The following is an 18476-nucleotide window of genomic DNA, read 5'->3' as shown; positions in this document are numbered from 1 at the left end:
GCTTGCGAGCCATCGATTGGCACAGCGGTCCGGTCCTCGAACAGTTCGATGAGCGCGGGGTTGGCGCTCAGGAGCTGGAGGGCGTAGTCGGCGTGGCCGGGGACGTAGCCGTTGCCGATGAGCATCTCGACGTCGGCGGCGAGCCCTTCGGCGCCGAGGGCGGCGGCGGAGAAGGAGGTGGCCATGGAGAAGAACACGATGGTGCCGCCCGCGGCGGTGGAGAGGACGGCGCCGTGCTCGCAGCCGGGGACGTCGACGCAGACGACGGTGACGTCGGCGCCGCGGCCGTCGAGGGCGTCGGTGACCGCCTCGGCGAGCGCGAGCGGCTCGGTGGCGTCGGCGACGGCGACGCGGTCGGCGAGGCCCGTGGCCTTGAGGCGCTCGGCCTCGGCCTCGTCGCGGACGACGCCGAGGACGGTGGCGGCGCGGGCGTCGCGGGCGGCGGCCAGGGACAGCGAGCCGGACTTGCCGGCGGCGCCGAGGACGGCGACGGCCGCGCGGGCGTGGGCGCGGCGGGCGACGACGCGGCGGACGAGGGCGGGCGCGCCGCAGACGTCGAAGACGGCGAGGGCGAGCGGCTCGGGCAGGTGCTCGGGGAGGACGGCGGCGATGGAGCGGGCGAAGAGGACGGCGTGCCCGGAGGCGGGGACCTGTTCGCTCAGGCCGTCCCAGCGTTCGAGGCCGTCGTCGATGCGCAGCGGCGTGAGGGTGAGCGAGACGAGGGTGGCGATCTTCTGGCCAGATTTGAGGCCCAGCGGGGAGCGTTCGCCGACGGCGTCGACGGTGCCGATGAGCATGCCGCCGGAGCCGGTGCGGGGGTTGTGCATCTTGCCGCGGCGCTCGATGAGTTCGAGGACCTCGGCCCGGATGGCGGCGCCGTCGCCGCGGTGGGCGGTGTGGAGCTGCCGGTAGGAGGCGGCGTCGAGGTTGAGGCGCTCGACGCGGACCCTGACCTCGTTTTCGGCTATATCGGGATTGTCGTCCAGTTCATCCGCTGCTTGTGGCAGCACCCCGGCGGGGCTGACGACTCGGTGCGATCCGACTGGTGAGCCTGTCGACATCGTTGCCGCCCTTCCAATGGCAAGGAATTTATAGGATCTCAATATGCGAGACCTGGCGCTCAACTGTAACGGAAGGTTATCCTCGTCACAAGACGGCCATCCGCCGTCTCGCAGGTTTCCCGGGCCAACATCCCGGACATGGAGGTGCGATGGTGATCGGACGAGCGCACGACGGCGAACAGCCCACCGCGATCGAGCAGCCTTACCAATACCGCAGGCGGACGCTGGTCGAACCGGACTGGACGCGGTTCCCCGGCTGGGCCGACGTCACCGCCGAGCAGTGGTCCTCGGCGCAGTGGCAGCGCGTGAACTGCGTGAAGAACGTGGGGCAGCTGCGCGAGGTGGTCGGCGACCGGCTGCACGAGTCGTTCTACGAGGACCTGGCCGCGGACATGGCGAACTCGGCGACGATGTCGATGCTGCTGCCGCCGCAGATGCTCAACACGATGGTGCCCGAGCTCGACGACACCGCCCCGGGCTCGTGGACCGACGCGCTCGCGGCCGACCCGATCCGCCGCTACATGCTCCCGGTGGCCTCCGACCGGCGCACCGACTGGCCTTCGCACCCGTTCGCGGCGCGCGACTCGCTCCACGAGCACGACATGTGGGCCGTCGAGGGCCTGACCCACCGCTACCCCACCAAGGTGCTCGCCGAGCTCCTGTCGACCTGCCCCCAGTACTGCGGGCACTGCACTCGCATGGACCTGGTCGGGAACTCCACGCCGACGGTCGACAAGCGCAGGCTCTCGCTCAAGCCGGTCGACCGGCAGTCGGCGATCCTCGACTACCTGCGCGAGCACCCCGGCGTGAGGGACGTCGTGGTCTCCGGCGGCGACGTCGCGAACCTGCCGTGGAAGCACCTGGAGTCCTTCCTGGACCGGCTGCTCGACATCGAGACGATCCGCGACGTGCGCCTGGCGACCAAGGCGCTCATGGGCCTGCCGCAGCACTGGCTCCAGGACGAGATCGTCGAGGGCATGGGCCGCGTCGCCAAGCGCGCCGCCGGCCAGGGCGTGAACCTGGCGATCCACACGCACATCAACCACGTGAACTCGGTGACCCCGGCCGTCGCCGCCGCGGCGGCGGCGATGCTGGACGCGGGGGTGCGGGACGTGCGCAACCAGGGCGTGCTCATGCGCGGCGTCAACGACACCCCCGAGGCGCTGCTCGACCTGTGCTTCGCGATGCAGGGCGAGGCGAACATCCTGCCGTACTACTTCTACATGTGCGACATGATCCCCAACGCCGAGCACTGGCGGACCTCGGTGGCGCAGGCGCAGGACCTCCAGACCGCGATCATGGGCTACCTGCCGGGGTACGCGACGCCGCGCATCATCTGCGACGTGCCGATGGTCGGCAAGCGCTGGGTCCACCAGCTCTCGGAGTACGACCGCGAGCTCGGCATCTCGTACTGGACGAAGAACTACCGGACCTCGATCGAGGCCGAAGACCCCGACGCGCTGACGCGCCGCTACCCCTTCTACGACCCGATCGACACGCTCCCGAAGGCCGGCCAGGAATGGTGGCGGAACATGAAGTCGCCCGAGCGGGTCAGGGCCGACGGCGACGAGGCGGCGGCCAGGTCGCGGGAGGCGAGCGAGCGGCAGGCGTCCTCCTCGGCCGACGCCGGAGCCTGACATGGCCGGGACGCTCATCACGGTGGCCCCCACGGGGGCCGAGCTCGACAAGCGGGAGGTCCCGGCGCTGCCGGTCACGCTCGCCGAGCTGACGGCCACGGCAGCGGCGTGCGAACGCGAGGGCGCCTCGGTGATCCACGTGCACCTGCGGGACGACGAGGCGCGGCCGACGCTCGACACGGGGCGGCTGCGCGAGGCGGTCGGGGCGCTGCGTGAGGCGACCGGCCTGGTCGTGCAGCTGTCGACGGGCGGGGCGGTCACCGACCCCGAGGAGGACCGCCTGAGGGTGCTCGACGCGGCGCCGGACATGGCCTCGTGCACGATGGGCACGGTGAACTTCGGCGACGACGTGTTCCTGAACCGGTGGTCGTTCGTCACCCGCCTGCACGAGCGGATGCAGGACAAGGCGATCGTGCCCGAGTACGAGCTGTTCGACCTGGGGCACGTGGCGGCGCTGGAGCGGCTGCTGGACCTGCACGGCATGCCGTACGGCGGCCACGTGCACGTGGACTTCGTGCTGGGCGTGCCGGGCGGCGCGGCCGGGGACGCCTCGACGGTGACGGCCTTCGCCGAGGCGGTCCGCCGCCACCTGCCCGCGGGGACCACGTTCTCGGCCACGGGGATCGGGAGGACGACCCTCCCGGTCATGTTCTCCTCCCTGGCGCACGGCGGCCACCTGCGGGTGGGCATGGAGGACACGGTGTCGTTCGCCAGGCGGCAGCCGGTGACGGGCAATGACCAGCTGGTCCGCCGGGCAGCGGAGGCGGCGGACCTGGTGCAGCGCCCGGCCATGGCGCCGGAGGAGGCGCGGACGCTGCTGGGCGTCCGCGATCCCGCCTGAGCGACGGGCGGGGCCCGGCCGCGATCGGCCGGGCCCCGCCGCCCTTCTCGGCGCTCCGTCAGCGGGGCCTGCGGAGGGCGCGCTCGATGTTGGAGGACATGACGGACAGGACGCGGAGCGTCTCGGCGTACTGCTCGGCGCTGATCCCGGTCAGGATGGTCTCGCGGGTCTCCTCGACGCGCGAGGCGACCTTCTGATAGGCGTCGTACCCCTCGTAGCTGAGCCCCACCAGCAGGTCCGAGCGGCGGATCCAGCCGCGCGGGCTCAGGCCGCCCTCGCCGTGGAGCACCGCCTCGAGGTCGGGCCCGTCGTCGTCCCAGAACGGCGCCAGCGCCGCTTCGAGCTCTTCGAAGGGCCGCGCGCCGCCGTAGAGGACGTTCAGGACCTGCCAGTGGCGGCGGTCGAGCGCGAGATCCTCGAGCGCGGCCTGGAACTGCCGTTCCATCAGGTTGTCGAGGTGCTTGAGCCAGTATCCGATCGGCTTGGGGGTGTCCATCAGTCCTACTTCCGTACCGGTCGCCGGGGCGATTCGGGATGCGGTGCCCGACCCGCCGGGACGGTGGCGGGGTCCGGGATCATCACCGTAACCGAGGCGGCGGCCGGAACGGGCGCAGGCCGCCCCGAGTCGCCGCGCTCATGCCCGCCCGCGGTTCGCATATCCGCGGCGGACCCGGCAGGGCGCCCGACGGGTATCGTGCTCTCATGAGTGCCGCTCCCGTCTCCGCAGAGGACGTCGATCTCGCCGTCGACCTGGCCGTGTACCTGCTCAAGAGCGCCGAGCCCGACGCCTGGAGCTACCGGGCGGGGAGGCTGAAGTGGACTTGCTGGGAGACCGTGGAGCACATCGCCGACGACCTGTTCGCCTTCGCCGTGCAGATGGGCCCGCGCCATCCGCCGATCAACGGCGTCGTGCCGTTCGTGTGCGAGGCGCGGCGCGGCGGCGGTCCGGCGAGCTCCGTCTTCGCCGAGCGGGAGTCGGGCCCCGAGGGCCTGCTCCAGGTGCTGGAGGCGTCGGCGGCGCTGCTGAGCGCCATGGTGCGCACGGTGTCCCCGGAGGTCCGGGCCTATCACCCCATGGGACTCGCGGACCGGGAGGGCTTCGCGGCGATGGGCGTCGTCGAGATCCTGGTCCACACGCACGACCTGGCCGAGGGGCTCGGCCTCGAGTGGAACCCGCCCGCGGACCTGTGCGAGCGGGTGCTCGCCAGGCTCTTCCCGGACGCGCCGACCGAGGCGAAGCCGTGGCCCGCGCTGCTGTGGTCCACGGGGAGGACGGCACTGCCGGGGCGGGCGCGGCTGACCGAATGGCGCTGGCACGCGGCGCCGGAGGACGAGCGGTAGGCTCTAGTCCCCCGACCCGATCGTAGGTGGCGGTTCGCCCGAAGGATCGGCGAAGAGTATCGAATGCGCCTTCCACCTGCCTCCGGCGGACGGCAGCAGCAGCTTCCAGTGCCCCCGCGACATGGGACCGACGAGGTGCCCGCCGGCGGCGTCAGCGCCGAACAGCGATTCGCTCGGGATGATCCCGCTGCCCGTGCGGAGCCAGGTCACCACCCGGCGACGGAGCCTCCGGTCCGCCAGGACGGCGTCGATCCAGGCGTCGAACGCCGAGTAGAGGCGGGCCGCCCGCTCGTCGGGCGCGCGGGAGTCGATGAGCACCCACGCCGGCCGGTACTCCTCGTGGCCGACGTCCAGGGAGGTCGTGTAGCCCTGCGCGACGATCCCGCGCTCGAGGAAGACCGCATGGGCCCGGCGGTACGCGCCGGCCCTGGTCCGCAGATCCCATACGAGCACCGCCACCGCGGCCGCCGCGAAGGCCGCGGCGAGCACTGCCAGGGCGATCCGGCGGTCCTGCGGCGACAGCGTCAGCAGGCCCGTGCCGGCGGGGATCGCGGCGTAGACGGCGCAGAAGACCGCCAGCCCGGCCAGCAGGGCGGGCCCCTGCCACCGCGGCGAGCGCAGTTCGACGCGAGCGGTGAACTCGGCGAGGTCCGACAGGTCCGGCGCCGGTCGCCGGGAGGGCGCGGCGGCACCCTCGGCCGCCGCCCAGAACCGCTGCGGCTCGCCCAGCAGCGTCGATGTCCTCTCGTCCATCACCCCATGTTATGGAGCGGCGTCGACTTCGGACCTGCCCGCCCGAGCGGGCTCAGGCGGCCCGTTCGGGCTCGGCGACCCAGCCGCCGACGAGGAGCAGGCCCGAGGGCCGGTGGCGGGCGAGGTAGGCGAAGGGCCGGTCGAACACGATCGACGCCCGCCGGTGCGTGTGCTTCATCTGCGGGATGCCGGCGGCGCGCGCCATCGCCATGGCGGTGACCGCGGCGGCCTCGAAACCGGTGGCGCTGAACGTGGCGACGCACCTCTGCCTGGCCTGGCTGAGGTAGGTCGGATCGGCGGCGAGGCGGTCGAACTCGGCGCGGTCCTCGTCGGAGGCGCGCACCAGGCCGAGCGCGGCGGCGTCCTCGGACAGGTCGAGGTCGGCCGAGACGGAGAACCTGACGGTCTGGACGCCGACCTCGGGGGCGGTCTGCGGCTGCGAGGAGCGGTACTCGGTCACCGTGACGCCCGGGGCCTCCTCCCCCGGCGCCATGTCCTCGGACGAGCGGCCCCAGGTGCGGTCGGTCGCGGCGTCGACGAGGGCGTCGAAGACGCGCCCGGGTTCGAGGCCCTCCCGGCCGAGCGCGAGCAGGACGTCGACGGCGCCCTGGCCGGGCACGGTGAGGACGGCGACGTCGTCGGTCACGCGCAGCACGTCGTCGTGGATCGTGTTCGCCAGGACGCGGCACTGCCCGAGCCCGGACCACGGCCCCTCCCGGAACCGGGTCGCGATGTCGCGGAACTCGGTGGCCCACCGCGTGCGCACCATGAGCGCGCTCGCGAGGACCAGGTCGATCCGCTGCGTCAGGTCGAGCGGCATCCGCTCGATCATGCCGTCGGTCGCCTCGGACGCCCACAGGTCCAGCGTGGCCCGGTCCGCGTCCGGTTCGCCGGTCAGCGTCCCGACGGCCTCGACCGGGAGCGCCTCGACCCAGTCCGGGTCGAGCGTGATCCCCGAGCCGGCCCAGACGCCGAGCGCCAGGCGGATCGCGTCGGAGGAGCGGGTCGCGCCGAGCAGCGTCCCGGCGATCGCGCCGGCCCGCTCGGGTTCGATTCCGGCGGCGTCGAGCAGCTCCGCCTCGGTCTCGCCGCTCGCGCCGGTCGCCAGGGTGGCGAGCAGCGGCCAGACGCCGAGCCCCGATGCCGCCGCCGGCGGATGCGGGCGCGAGGCGAACCACCGCCGCGTCAGCTCGTTGGCCGCCCTGACCTCCCGGGGCTTGAGCGCCCGTTCGATCGCCGTTCTCCGCTCGGTGATGCGCATGCCCCGCACCCTACCGCCATCGTGCTCGCCGGAAAACCGCTTGCGCCCGCGGTGGCGGCGCCCTAGCCTCGGGCCGAACGTCAACTCGGACGACAAGGGAGATCGCAATGCGCCAATCTGCGGAGTTCTTCACGCCAGGGCAGCAGATCTCTCTTCCGAGGACATTCATTGAACTATCTCAACCTGGGGATCCTCGCGCATGTCGACGCGGGTAAGACCAGTCTCACCGAACGGCTCCTGTTCGACGCGGGCATTATCGACAGCGTCGGGAGCGTCGACGCGGGCAGCACGCAGACCGACTCCATGGAGCTGGAGCGGCGCCGCGGGATCACCATCCAGTCGGCGGTGGTCGCGTTCGCCCTCGACGATCTCACCGTCAACCTCATCGACACGCCCGGTCACACCGACTTCATCGCCGAGGTCGAGCGCGCCCTCCGCGTGCTGGACGGCGCGGTCCTGGTGGTCTCGGCCGTCGAGGGCGTCCAGGCGCAGACGCGGGTCATCATGCGGACCCTCAAGCGGCTGGGGGTGCCGACGATCCTGTTCGTCAACAAGATCGACCGGCTCGGCGCCCGGCAGGACGAGCTGCTGGGCGACATCGCCGCGAAGCTGACGCCGCAGGTCCTGCCGATGGGCGCCGTCCGCGGCATCGGCACCGCCGGGGCCGAGGTCGAACCGCACGCGTTCAAGGACCAGGAGCACTTCGAGCGGGCCGCCGAGGTGCTGACGGCCGGCAGCGACGAGTTCCTCGCCGCCTACCTGGCCGAGCCCGACCCACTGGCGGCGCTCGACTGCGAGGCCGAGCTCGCCGCGCAGGCGCGGCGCGGCGTGACGCACCCGGTGTACTTCGGCTCGGCGGTGACCGGCGCGGGCGTCGCGGCGCTGACCGAGGGCATCCGGCGGTACCTGCCGGCCCCAGAAGCGGATGCCTCGGGCCGGGCGCGCGGCACGGTGTTCAAGGTGGAGCACGGCGAGCGCGGGCGGCGGCTCGCGTACGTGCGGGTGCGCAGCGGGACGCTCCGGCCGCGCGATCGGGTGACGGCCTACCGCCGGGGCGCCGAGGGCGAGCTCGAGACCAGCAAGGGCAAGGTCACCGGCGTGGAGGTGTTCACCGGCGGCACCGCGACCGCGAACGGCGCCGTGCCGCCCGGCGGCATCGCGAAGGTGACCGGCTTGCGCGAGGTCCGCATCGGCGACGCGATCGGCTCGCCGGACGAGCTGCCCTCGGGCGGCCTGTTCACGCCGCCGACGCTGGAGACGGTCATCCGGCCCGTCGACCCGTCCGAGCGGATCCGGCTCCGCGGGGCCCTGGCGAGCCTGGCCGAGCGCGACCCGCTGGTGGACCCGCACCTGGACGAGCTGGCGGGCCACATGGCGGTGCGGCTCTACGGCGAGGTCCAGAAGGAGGTGGTGGCCTCGCTCCTGGCCGAGGAGTTCGGGATCGCCGTCGAGTTCGAGCAGTCCCGGGCGATCCACATCGAACGTGTCGTCCGTCCGGTCGAGGCGCTGCACGAGCTGGGCCCCTGGGCGCAGACCTCGCGCCCGGTGACGGTCGGGCTGCGGCTGGAGCCGGGCGAGCCGGACTCGGGGCTGCGGTACGAGCTGGAGGTCGAGCGCGGTTCGCTGACCCGGGCGCAGCACGCCGCCGTCGAGGAGACCGTCCACGAGGTGCTCCGGCGGGGGCCCTACGGCTGGGCCGTGACGGACTGCCGGGTGGCGCTGACGGCAGCCGGGTATCTGGGCGTGGCGAGCGCGGGCGATTTCCGGGAGGTCACGAGGCTGCTGCTCGAGCAGATGTCGGCCGAGGCGGGGACGTGGGTGTTCGAGCCGGTGCACCGCTTCGACATCGAGTTCCCGGCCGGCTCGTCGAGCGTGGTCCTCCAGCTGCTGCGCGACGCCGCCGCGGACATCGCCGGCCAGTTCGGCACGGCCACCACCGGGTACCTGTCGGGGACGATGGCGACCGAGGCGGTCGTCGGCTTCGAGACCCGCCTGCCGTCGGTGACGCGGGGCCAGGCGGTGTTCGTCGCCCAGCACGACCACTACCGGCCGGTGCGGGGGACGCCGCCGCGGCGGCACTGAGCGAGCTCGGCGGCTCGCCCCCGATGCCGCGCCGAGGCCTTCGGGTTCCCTCGACGCGGACCGGCCTCAGCGCCCGGCCGGGGTGCGGGTGAAGGCGCTGCGGTAGGCGCTCGGCGTCAGACCCACATGGCGGGCCATGTGCTGCCGCAGTGACTCGGCGGTGCCGAAGCCGCTGCGCCGCGCGACCTGGTCGACGGTGAAACCGGTGGACTCCAGCAGTTCGCGGGCGCGGTGCAGCCGCTGCTGGAGCAGCCACTGGAACGGCGTCACGCCGGTCTCGGCGGTGAACCGGCGGGTGAGGGTCCGCGGGCTCACCTTCGCGTGGCGGGCGAGCTCTTCCAGGGATATGGCGCGGTCCAGGTGCCGGAGCGCCCAGGCGCGGGTCTCGCCCAAGGGGGAGCCGGTCTCGGGCGGCAGCGGGGTCTCGACGAACTGGGCCTGGCCGCCTTGGCGCACGGGGGTCACCACCGCCGCTCGGGCGGCCGAGTTCGCCACGGCCGCTCCGTAGTCGGTGCGGATCAAATGGAGGCACAGGTCGATTCCGGCCGCCGATCCCGCGCCGGTCAGGACCGGCCCCTCGTCGACGAACAGCACGTCGGGGTCGAGGTCGACTCCTGGGTGGGCGCGGCGGAACTCCTCGGCCAGGCCCCAGTGGGTGGTCGCCGTCCGGCCGTCGAGGAGGCCGGCCTGGGCGAGCACGAACGCTCCACTGCAGATCGAGGCGACACGCTTGCCGGAGGCCGCGGCGTCCCGCAGCGCCTCCAGGACGTGCTCGTCGGTGCCGTACCGGCTGCCGGTCGAGGGCACGATCACCGTGTCCGCCTCGGCGACCGCTTCGAGTCCGTTGCGCACCACCAGGTCGAATCCCGCTCCGGAGGCGATCACGCCGGGCTCGGCGGTGCACACGGTGACCGCGTACCCGGGCTCGCCGCCGACGACGGCGCTCTCGAACATGGTGGACGGCATCGAGAGGTCGAACGGTTTGACGGGCGGGACGGCGACCACGGCGATCTTCAACATGGCTGGATCCTTGGGAAGACTGGCGTTCAGGCCACTAGGCTACCCGCGCTCCGCGGCGGAGAGTTGGTCCGGCGGTGAGCGTCTCACCGCGGTTCACCCACTGGCAACACCGTTCTGAATGGAGCACCACGCCATGGCACAGCAAGTCGTGATCGGGGCCGGCGCGACCGGGATCGCCACCGCCCGCCTCCTCGCCGACGGCGGCGACCGGGTCCGTCTGATCACCCGCAGCGGCGGCGGGCCCGAGCACCCGGGAATCGAGCGGATCGCGCTCGACGCGAGCGAGCCCGAGGCGCTGGCCGAGGCCGTCGCGGGCGCGGCCACCGTCTTCAACGCCGCCGCGACGGCGTATCACACCTGGCCCGAGACCATGCCGGCGCTGTTCGGGTCCGTCTTGCACGCGGCGGAGCGGGCCGGAGCCGGCTACGTGATGCTGGGCAACCACTACGGCTACGGCCCGACGACCGGGACGGTCACCGAGGACTCCCCGATGGAGCCGCACACGCGCAAGGGCGAGGTGCGCGCCGAGCTGTGGCGGCGGGCCAAGGCGGCCCACGACGCCGGGCGGTTGCGCGTCACCGAGGTGCGGGCGGGCCAGTTCCTCGGGGCGGGATCGTTCTCGGCGTTCACCTGGCTGGTGGAGCCGCACGTCCTCAAAGGCGAGTTGGCACTGGTCGACGGCAATCCCGACGCGGTCCACTCGTTCTCGTACATCGGGGACGTCGCCGCGGCACTCGTCGCGGTCGGCCGCAGTGAGGAGGCGTGGGGCCGGGCGTGGCACGCCCCGGTCATCCTCGCGACGGTCCGGGAGGTCGCGAGCCGCCTCGCCGCGCTGCGGGGCGCTCCCGAGCCGCGGCTGGAGCAGTTCACCGAACGGGAGCTGTCGCTCCTGGGGCACACCGATCCGGTCTGGAGCGAGTTCCGGGAGATGAGCTACATGTCGGACCGGCCGTTCGTCGTCGACGACTCGGCGATCCGTGAGGCGTTCGGCCTCAACGCCTCCGCGCTGGACGAGGTGCTGGGCGAGCGCTGACCGGATCCGCGGGCCCAGCCGGTGCGACGCACCGGCCGGGCCTCTCGTGCGCGGGTGCCGGTCGGAGCGGCGTCCGGTGATCCGGGATATGGCGCGCCTCCCGCGCGGAACCTCCCAAACCCGGCCGTTCCTGTGCCACTCTGGGCAGTGAGGCGAGCGAACGGGTCGGAGGTGAGCGGGATCGAGTCGGCCGATGTCGTGGTGATCGGCGCCGGGATCATCGGCGCCGCGTGCGCCGAGGCGCTCAGCGCCGCCGGTGTGCGGGTCCTCGTGATCGACCGCGGCGCACCGGCCGGTGCGACGACCGCCTCCGGGGAGGGCGACGTGCTCGTCTCCGACAAGGAGCCCGGACCGGCGCTGGAGCTGGCCGCGGCTTCGCGGCGGCGCTGGCCCGAACTGCTCGACGAGCTGCGCGAACTGCTCGGCCCCGGGCGGGCCGAGATCGGGTGGGATCCGAAGGGCGGCCTGGTGGTCGCCACGACCGCGGAGGCCGTCGGGCCGCTCGCGGCGTTGACCGCGGCACAGCGCGCGGCCGGTGTGGCGGTCGAGGACCTCGACGCGGACCGGGCCCGCGAGATGGAGCCGTACCTGACCGAGGAGCTCACCGCCGTGGCGCACTTTCCCGACGACGCGCAGCTCCAGCCGGTGCCGGCGACGGCCGCGCTGCTGGCGGCCCTGCGCGCCCGCGGCGGCGAGGTCCACAGTGGTGTCATGGCGGAGGGGATCGTCGCCGACCGCGCCGGCGCGGTCGCCGGAGTCCGCACCGGCGTCGACGCGATCCCCTGCCGCGCGGTGGTGAACGCCTGCGGGCCGTGGGCCGGGCACTTCAGTGAGACCGTCGGCGCGCCCGTCGACGTGCTGCCGCGGCGGGGCATGGTCCTGGTGACCGCGCCGCTCCCGCGCTTCGTCGGCCGCAAGGTCTACGACTCCGGCCATGTCGACACCGTGGCCGGCGGGGACGCCGAGCCGCGGTTCTCGGCGGTGGTCGAGTCGACCGCATCGGGCACGGTGCTGATCGGGTCGAGCCGCCAGGGGACCTCCTTCGACGAGGGCCTCGAGGTCGAGGTGCTGCGGCGCCTGGCGCGCGGGGCGATCGGCCTGTTCCCGAGGCTGGCCGGGGTGCCGGTGATGCGGGCCTACGGCGGTTTCCGGCCGTGCACGCCCGACCGGCTGCCGGTGATCGGCGAGGATCCGCGGATGCCGGGGCTGTGGCACGCGACCGGCCACGAGGGCGCCGGGATCGGCCTGGCGGCGGCCACCGGGCGGTTGCTGGCGGACCTGTTCACCGGCCGCGAGCCGGTGGTCGACCCCGAACCGTTCCGGGTCGACCGGCCCGAGGTGGCGTTGGAGGCGGGCGCATGAGAGTGCGAGTGGACGGTGAGGAGCGCATCGCGGAGGAGGGGCAGACCGTCGCCGCCGTGCTGCTGGCCGCAGGCCGGGACTCGTGGCGCACCACGCGGTTCGGGGGCCGCCCGAGGGGGCTGTTCTGCGGGATCGGCGTGTGCTTCGACTGCCTGGTGGTGGTCAACGGCGTGCCGGACGTGCGGGCCTGCCTGCGGCCGGTGGCCGAGGGCGACGACATCCGCTCGCAGGACGGCGCGGAGGTGCCCTCGTGAGGCGGGTCGTCGTGGTGGGGGCGGGCCCGGCCGGGACGGCCGCGGCGAGGGCCGCCGCGTCGTTCGGCGTGGAGGTCGTCCTGATCGACGCCGCACCGACGCCCGGCGGCCGCCACCGGTGGGACGCCCGCGGGGCGGGCGCGCGGGCCGAACTGCCCGACGAGGTCGAGCACCTGCCCGAATCGGCGGTGTGGGCGATCGAGCCGGTGCCGGGCGGGCACCGGGTCCACGTGCGCACCGGCCCGGTCGACGGCCCGGAGCGGACGGGCCGGGCGATCGAGGCGCGGGCGCTGGTCCTCGCCACCGGCGCCCACGACCGGGCACTGCCGTTCCCCGGCTGGGACCTGCCGGGCGTCTGCACCGCGGGGGCGGCGCGGGCGATGGCGCGGGACCAGGGCATCGCGGTCGGCGAGCGGGTGATCGTCGCCGGGACCGGCCCGTTCCTGCTGTCGGCGGCGGTCTCGCTGGTCGAGGCGGGCGCGCGGGTGACGGCGATCTTCGAGGCGGGCGACCCCGTCCCCGGCTTCATCACCCGCCCCGGCGGGGCGCTGGCGGGCTGGACGAAGGCCGGGGAGCTGGCGCGGTACGCGGCGACGCTGGCGCGCCACGACGTCCCGCTGTGCCGCCGCAGCGCGGTCATCGCCGCGTTCGGGAAGGACCGGGTGGAGGCGGTGCTCGCCGCGCGGCTCGACAGGGACTGGCGGCCGGTCCCGCACAGCCTGCGGCGCTTCGAGGTCGACGCGGTCGCCGTCGGCTTCGGCTTCACGCCGCAGCTGGAGTTGGCGGTGGCGGCCCGGTGCGATCTCGAGGACGGTTTCGTGGCGGTGAACGCCGCGCAGGCCACCTCGGTGCCGGGCGTGTTCGCCGCCGGGGACCTGACCGGCGTCGGCGGCGCGGATCTGGCCGCGGCCGAGGGCGCGGTGGCGGGCGCCGCCGCCGCGAAGCTGCTCGGCGCCCGGGTGCGGGCCCCGATCGGGGCGATGCGCCGGGTCAGGGCCGGGCGGCGGTTCGCCGCCGCGCTGGCCGAGGCGTACCCGCTCCGGCCGGGCTGGCGGGAGTGGCTGCGCGAGGACACGCCGGTGTGCCGCTGCGAGGAGGTCGCGTACGGCGCGTTCCGCCGCGCCGTCGAGGAGCTGGACGTCGGCGACGCTCGCGTGCTCGAGCTGGCGACCGGCGCGGGGCTCGGGCTGTGCCAGGGCCGGATCTGCGGCCGGAGCGTCGCCGAGCTGGCGGGCCTGCCGGAGACGGCGGACGCCTTCGCGCGGCGGCCGATCGCCGCGCCGGTGCGGCTCGGCGAGCTCGCCGAGGACGTCCCGGTGGACGAGGGGCCGTGAGGCCGCCGGCCACGGGAGGCCTCGACGTGCGCCGGTGCGAAGTGGACTACTAGCTGCGCAAACGCTCCCACCGATGATTTCGGGAAAATCTCACGTGTGATCTTGACAGCATCGGGAGACGCTGCGTACCGTACCTCTGACTACGTAGTCAGACGAGCCGTGAGGAGAGCGCCGTGCCAGAGCCCCCGCCGCCGACCGAGGCCGGAGCCCGGCGCCGCCCGCCGGGCATGACCGACGTGGCGCGGCTGGCCGGAGTCTCGCAGAAGACGGTCTCGCGCGTGGTCAACAACGAGCGCTACGTCAGTGCCGAGGCCCGCGAGAAGGTCCTGCGCGCCGCCCGCGAACTGGGCTTCCGGCCGAACACGGCCGCACGGGCGCTCATCACCGGGCGTTTCGGGCGCTTCGGCGTCGTCTCCCTGGGCACCGCGCTGTACGGCCCGGCCTCGCTGCTCGTGGCGTTCGAGCGCGCCACCCGCGCCGCCGGGTTCTCCGTCATGGTGGCCAACACCGCCGCGGGCGAGCCGGACTCGATCCAGTCGGGCATCGACTGGCTCCTCCAGCAGGGCGTCGACGGGATCGTGATCTCCGAGCCCGTCGACGAGGGCCAGCGGCTGCGCCTGGACCCGGACGTCCCGCTCATCAGCTTCGGGCACGCCCCCGGCGTCCCGGCCGAGCGGATCATCCCCGGCGGCGCGTCCGGCGGCGCGGCCGGCCGCGAGGCCACCGAGCACCTGCTCGACCTGGGGCACCGCCGCGTCTGGCACGTCGCCGGGCCGCAGCGGTGGTGGGCCGCCGGCGAGCGGCTCGACGGCTGGAGGGCCGCCCACCTCGACCGGGGCCTGGAGCCCCCGCCGCACTTCGAGGGCGACTGGTCCCCCGCCTCCGGGTACGAGGCCGGGCGGCGCCTGGCCGCGCTCCCGGAGGCGACGGCCGTGTTCTGCGCGAACGACGACATGGCCATCGGATGCGTCCGGGCGCTGACCGAGGCGGGGCGGCGCGTCCCCGAGGACGTCAGCCTCGTCGGCTTCGACGACGTCCCCGCCGCCGCCTACCTCACCGTGCCGCTGACGACCGTCCGCCAGGACTTCGAGGGCGACGCCGCTCTCGGCCTGGACGCCCTCCTGCGGCTCCTCCGCGGCGAGCCGCCCCGAGGCCCGGAGCCGGACGACGCCGAGCCGCGGCGCCGCCTGGTCGTCCGCGGCTCCACGGCACCACCTCCGAACCGGCAGAACGAAGCCCCTCCACGAAAGGAAGCGCCATGAATCCCCGCCTCAGTCGCCGCGCGGCGGCGAAGGGGTTCGCCGCCGCAGTCGCCGCGCCACTCGCGCTCGGCGCCTGCGCCCGCGACAAGACCGACCATCCCACCAGCGTCACGCAGGCCCAGATCGACGAGGCCATGCGGACCCCCACCGAGATCACGTTCTGGACCTGGGTGCCCGGCATCGAGAAGGAGATCGCCCTGTTCGAGGAGGCGTACCCGGCGATCAAGGTGAACCTCGTCAACGCCGGCCAGGGCGCCAGCCACTACTCGAAGCTCCGCACGGCCCTGCGCGCGGTCAACGGCGCGCCCGACGTGGCGCAGATGGAATTCCAGATGATCCAGTCCTTCGCGATCACCGAGGACCTGCTCGACCTGCGGCCCTACGCGATGGAGGGCCTCGAGGAGAAGTTCGTCGACTTCGCCTGGTCGCAGGCGACCGGCACCGGCGGCGAGATCTGGGCGATCCCGCAGGACACCGGCCCCATGGGCATGCTCTACCGCAACGACATCTTCGAGGCCCACGGCATCGAGGTCCCGGCGACCTGGGACGACTTCGCCGCCGCGGCCGAGGTCCTCCACGGCGCCGACCCGGAGGTGTACCTGACGAACCTCGCGCCCTCGCAGGGCGCGTTCTTCGCGGCCATGCTCTGGCAGGCCGGCGCCGACCCCTTCGCCGGCTCCGACGGGGCGGACCTGCGCGTCGACCTCGAGTCCGAGGCCGCCGTCAAGGTCGCGTCCTATTGGGGCGACCTGGCCGAGCGGGGCCTGGTCTCCACCGACGCCGACTTCAACGACCAGTGGTACCAGGCGCTCAACCGCGGCAAGTACGCCACCTGGGTGGCGCCCGCGTGGGCCCCGACGTTCCTCACCACCGCGGCCGCCTCGACCAGCGGCAAATGGCGGGTCGCGCCGCTCCCGCAGTGGGAGGCCGACGCCCCGCCGGTCTCCTCGAACTGGGGCGGGTCCACCTCGGTGGTCCTGTCGACCACAGAGAAGGAGATCCCGGCCGCGGTCTTCGCGCAGTTCATCAACACCGACCGCGAGTGCATCGAGACGATGGCGTTCGAGCAGTCCCTCTACCCGCCGACCAGGGAGCTCCTCGAAGACCCCGAGTTCACCGGGGACCAGCTGGAGTTCTACGGCGGCCAAGAGGTCAACGCCCTGTTCGCCGAGATCAGCGACACCGTCTCGCCCGACTTCCAGTGGGCGCCGTTCCAGGACCAGGTCTACGCCGACTTCACCGCGACCGTCGGCACCGCCTTCACCGAGCGGACCGACGCGGTCGCCGCCCTGGGCGCCTGGCGGGACCGCATCGTCGAGTACGCCGAGTACCAGGGATTCGAGGTGACCGGGTCATGACCGCCACCGCCACCGCACGGAAGGCGCGGGCCGAGGCGCCCGCCAGGCGCGGCAGGACGAACCGCTCGGGCAGGGCCGGGTACCTCTTCGTCGCGCCGTTCATGATCGTGTTCGCCGCGATGTTCCTGGTGCCGCTGATCTACGCCGCGTACTTCAGTTTCTTCCGCGAGCAGCTCGTCGGCGGCACCGTCTTCGTCGGCTTCGAGAACTACACGCGGGCCTTCGGCGACGCCGAGCTGTGGACCGGCATCGGCCGCGTCGGGCTGTTCTTCCTCCTGCAAGTGCCGGTCATGCTCGTCGTGGCGCTGTTCCTCGCGCTCGCGCTCGACACCGGGATGGTCCGCCTCTCCAGGTTCGCGCGGCTGAGCATCTTCGTGCCCTACGCCGTCCCGGGCGTCATCGCGGCCCTCATGTGGGGCTACCTGTACGGGCCCGACTTCGGGCCCTTCGCGCAGCTCGCCGAGAAGATCGGGGCGAGCGCGCCGGACTTCCTCGGGGCCGACCTCATGCTCGGCTCGCTCGCCAACATCGTGTTCTGGGAGTTCACCGGCTACAACATGGTGATCCTGTTCGCCGCGCTGCGGGCCGTCCCCGGCGAACTGTACGAGGCGGCCGCGGTCGACGGGGCCGGGCCGTGGCGCACCGCCTGGAGCATCAAGATCCCGGCGCTGCGCGGCGCCCTCATGGTCTGCCTGATCTTCTCGATCATCGGCAGCTTCCAGCTGTTCAACGAGCCGAACCTGCTGCAAGGGCTGGCGCCCACCGTCATCGACCGGGCCTACACGCCCAACCTGTACGCCTACAACCTCGCCTTCGTCGGCCAGGAGTACAACTACGCCGCCGCGGTGTCGTTCATCCTGGGCATGGTCATCCTGGTCGGCTCGTACGTGTTCATGTTCCTCACCAACCGCAGGAGCCGGTCATGACCGCTGAGACGATGATCGAGCGCCCCCGCACCGGGCGGGCACGGCGCACCGGGCGCAGGAGCGGGCGCAGCACCGTCCTGACGGTGGGGATGCTCGCCGCCGCGGCCTACTTCCTGCTGCCGCTGTTCTGGCTCCTGGTGTCCTCCAGCAAGACCAGCACGGACCTGTTCTCCACCTTCGGGCTGTGGTTCTCCGGCGACTTCGCCCTGTTCGACAACATCGGGCGGACCGTCTCCCACGACGGGAACGTGTTCCTGCGGTGGATGGGCAACACGCTGCTGTACGCGATCACCGCCGCCGGAGGCGGGGCGCTGCTGGCGTCCCTGGCCGGGTACGGCTTCGCGAAGTACCGCTTCAGGGGCGACCGGACGATGTTCATGATCGTGCTCGGCGCGGTCATGGTGCCGACCACGGCGCTCGCGATCCCGACGTACCTGCTGTTCAGCCAGATCGGCCTCGCCGACACGCCGTGGGCGATCATCCTGCCCTCGCTGATCAACCCGTTCGGGCTGTTCCTGATGACCGTGTACGTCCAGTCCGCGGTGCCCGACAGCCTCCTGGAGGCCGGGCGCATCGACGGGGCCGGCGAGTTCCGGATCTTCTTCCAGGTGACGCTGCGGCTGCTCGCGCCCGGATTCGCGACGGTCCTGCTGTTCACCCTCGTGAACACCTGGAACAACTACTTCCTGCCGCTGATCATGCTCAACGACCCGGACCTGTACCCGATCACGGTGGGCCTGGCGCGCTGGCAGGGCCAGGCGGCGGCCGCGGGCGGCGCGAGCGGCGACCTCATCCCGCTGGTCGTCACCGGCTCGCTCCTGTCGGTCGTCCCGCTGATCATCGCGTTCCTGTTCCTCCAGCGCTACTGGCAGTCCGGTCTGATGACCGGGGCCGTCAAGCAGTAGAGCGAACCCCACAGCCGGGCCGGGGCCACGCGAGGACGACCCCCGG

General features: G+C 73.3%; 16 protein-coding genes and 1 pseudogene. 12 read left to right on the top strand and 5 right to left on the bottom strand.

Annotated elements, in window-relative coordinates:
• Nucleotides 1–23: 23 nt before the first annotated feature.
• Nucleotides 24–1061, bottom strand: a pseudogene (kdd, locus tag YWW_RS30060) (L-erythro-3,5-diaminohexanoate dehydrogenase); the annotation flags it as partial.
• 149 nt (nt 1062–1210) lie between these two features.
• Between kdd and YWW_RS0112685 the strand changes: the two are divergent.
• Both YWW_RS0112685 and YWW_RS0112680 read left to right on the top strand, forming a co-directional pair.
• Complete coding sequence (locus tag YWW_RS0112685; protein ID WP_051325735.1) at nt 1211–2698, top strand: KamA family radical SAM protein; 1488 nt, start codon at nt 1211–1213, stop codon at nt 2696–2698.
• A 1-nt stretch (nt 2699) separates the two neighbouring features.
• Nucleotides 2700–3539: a beta-keto acid cleavage family enzyme gene (locus YWW_RS0112680; RefSeq protein WP_026930419.1), complete on the top strand. Its 840-nt coding sequence runs from the start codon at nt 2700–2702 to the stop codon at nt 3537–3539.
• A gap of 58 nt (nt 3540–3597) precedes the next feature.
• Here the strand turns inward: YWW_RS0112680 and YWW_RS0112675 are convergent, their stop codons facing one another.
• The gene (locus YWW_RS0112675) at nt 3598–4035 is read right to left on the bottom strand and encodes a hypothetical protein (protein ID WP_035704444.1); all 438 of its coding nucleotides are present in this window, start codon (nt 4033–4035) and stop codon (nt 3598–3600) included.
• A 206-nt stretch (nt 4036–4241) separates the two neighbouring features.
• Here YWW_RS0112675 and YWW_RS0112670 point away from each other — a divergent pair, with 206 nt between their 5' ends.
• Complete coding sequence (locus tag YWW_RS0112670; RefSeq protein ID WP_026930417.1) at nt 4242–4880, top strand: maleylpyruvate isomerase mycothiol-dependent enzyme family protein; 639 nt, start codon at nt 4242–4244, stop codon at nt 4878–4880.
• A gap of 3 nt (nt 4881–4883) precedes the next feature.
• Here the strand turns inward: YWW_RS0112670 and YWW_RS0112665 are convergent, their stop codons facing one another.
• Together YWW_RS0112665 and YWW_RS0112660 are read right to left on the bottom strand one after the other, a co-directional pair.
• Nucleotides 4884–5633 carry a hypothetical protein gene (locus YWW_RS0112665; protein WP_026930416.1) on the bottom strand — a complete coding sequence of 250 codons (750 nt, stop codon included), beginning with the start codon at nt 5631–5633 and terminating at the stop codon, nt 4884–4886.
• 52 nt (nt 5634–5685) lie between these two features.
• Nucleotides 5686–6894 (bottom strand): serpin family protein, encoded by a 1209-nt coding sequence (locus tag YWW_RS0112660; RefSeq protein ID WP_051325734.1) that lies wholly within the window; start codon nt 6892–6894, stop codon nt 5686–5688.
• A 168-nt stretch (nt 6895–7062) separates the two neighbouring features.
• Between YWW_RS0112660 and YWW_RS0112655 the strand changes: the two genes are divergently transcribed.
• Nucleotides 7063–8976, top strand: a complete 1914-nt coding sequence (locus tag YWW_RS0112655; RefSeq protein ID WP_026930414.1) for an elongation factor G — start codon at nt 7063–7065, stop codon at nt 8974–8976.
• Between the two features lie 66 nt (nt 8977–9042).
• Here YWW_RS0112655 and YWW_RS0112650 read toward each other — a convergent pair whose 3' ends face one another.
• On the bottom strand, nt 9043–9996 hold the full coding sequence (locus tag YWW_RS0112650; RefSeq protein WP_026930413.1) for a GlxA family transcriptional regulator: 954 nt from the start codon (nt 9994–9996) through the stop codon (nt 9043–9045).
• A 133-nt stretch (nt 9997–10129) separates the two neighbouring features.
• On the opposite strand from YWW_RS0112650, the gene YWW_RS0112645 reads away from it, so the two are divergent.
• The 8 genes from YWW_RS0112645 (at nt 10130) to YWW_RS0112610 (ending at nt 18430) form a co-directional block, all read left to right on the top strand.
• Entirely contained in the window at nt 10130–11029 is a 900-nt protein-coding gene (locus YWW_RS0112645; protein WP_026930412.1) for an NAD-dependent epimerase/dehydratase family protein, read from the top strand.
• Between the two features lie 180 nt (nt 11030–11209).
• A complete protein-coding gene (locus YWW_RS0112640) occupies nt 11210–12391 on the top strand; it encodes an FAD-dependent oxidoreductase (protein WP_035700025.1) in 1182 nt (393 codons plus the stop codon).
• Nucleotides 12388–12645 carry a (2Fe-2S)-binding protein gene (locus tag YWW_RS0112635; RefSeq protein ID WP_026930410.1) on the top strand — a complete coding sequence of 86 codons (258 nt, stop codon included), beginning with the start codon at nt 12388–12390 and terminating at the stop codon, nt 12643–12645. Before YWW_RS0112640 ends, YWW_RS0112635 begins: the two co-directional genes overlap by 4 nt.
• The gene (locus tag YWW_RS0112630) at nt 12642–13979 is read left to right on the top strand and encodes an NAD(P)/FAD-dependent oxidoreductase (RefSeq protein WP_026930409.1); all 1338 of its coding nucleotides are present in this window, start codon (nt 12642–12644) and stop codon (nt 13977–13979) included. The genes YWW_RS0112635 and YWW_RS0112630 overlap by 4 nt, the downstream gene beginning before the upstream one ends.
• A gap of 173 nt (nt 13980–14152) precedes the next feature.
• On the top strand, nt 14153–15241 hold the full coding sequence (locus YWW_RS30055) for a LacI family DNA-binding transcriptional regulator (protein ID WP_211228540.1): 1089 nt from the start codon (nt 14153–14155) through the stop codon (nt 15239–15241).
• Entirely contained in the window at nt 15238–16599 is a 1362-nt protein-coding gene (locus YWW_RS0112620) for an ABC transporter substrate-binding protein (RefSeq protein ID WP_026930408.1), read from the top strand. Before YWW_RS30055 ends, YWW_RS0112620 begins: the two co-directional genes overlap by 4 nt.
• The gene (locus tag YWW_RS0112615) at nt 16596–17525 is read left to right on the top strand and encodes a carbohydrate ABC transporter permease (RefSeq protein WP_026930407.1); all 930 of its coding nucleotides are present in this window, start codon (nt 16596–16598) and stop codon (nt 17523–17525) included. The genes YWW_RS0112620 and YWW_RS0112615 overlap by 4 nt, the downstream gene beginning before the upstream one ends.
• On the top strand, nt 17522–18430 hold the full coding sequence (locus YWW_RS0112610; protein ID WP_211228539.1) for a carbohydrate ABC transporter permease: 909 nt from the start codon (nt 17522–17524) through the stop codon (nt 18428–18430). The genes YWW_RS0112615 and YWW_RS0112610 overlap by 4 nt, the downstream gene beginning before the upstream one ends.
• Nucleotides 18431–18476 lie beyond the last annotated feature (46 nt).

This window comes from Glycomyces tenuis DSM 44171, from assembly GCF_000427885.1.
Taxonomy (GTDB): Bacteria; Actinomycetota; Actinomycetes; order Mycobacteriales; family Micromonosporaceae; genus Glycomyces; species Glycomyces tenuis.
Note: the sequence above shows the minus strand (reverse complement) of the source record. Positions and strands in the feature narration are given on the sequence as shown.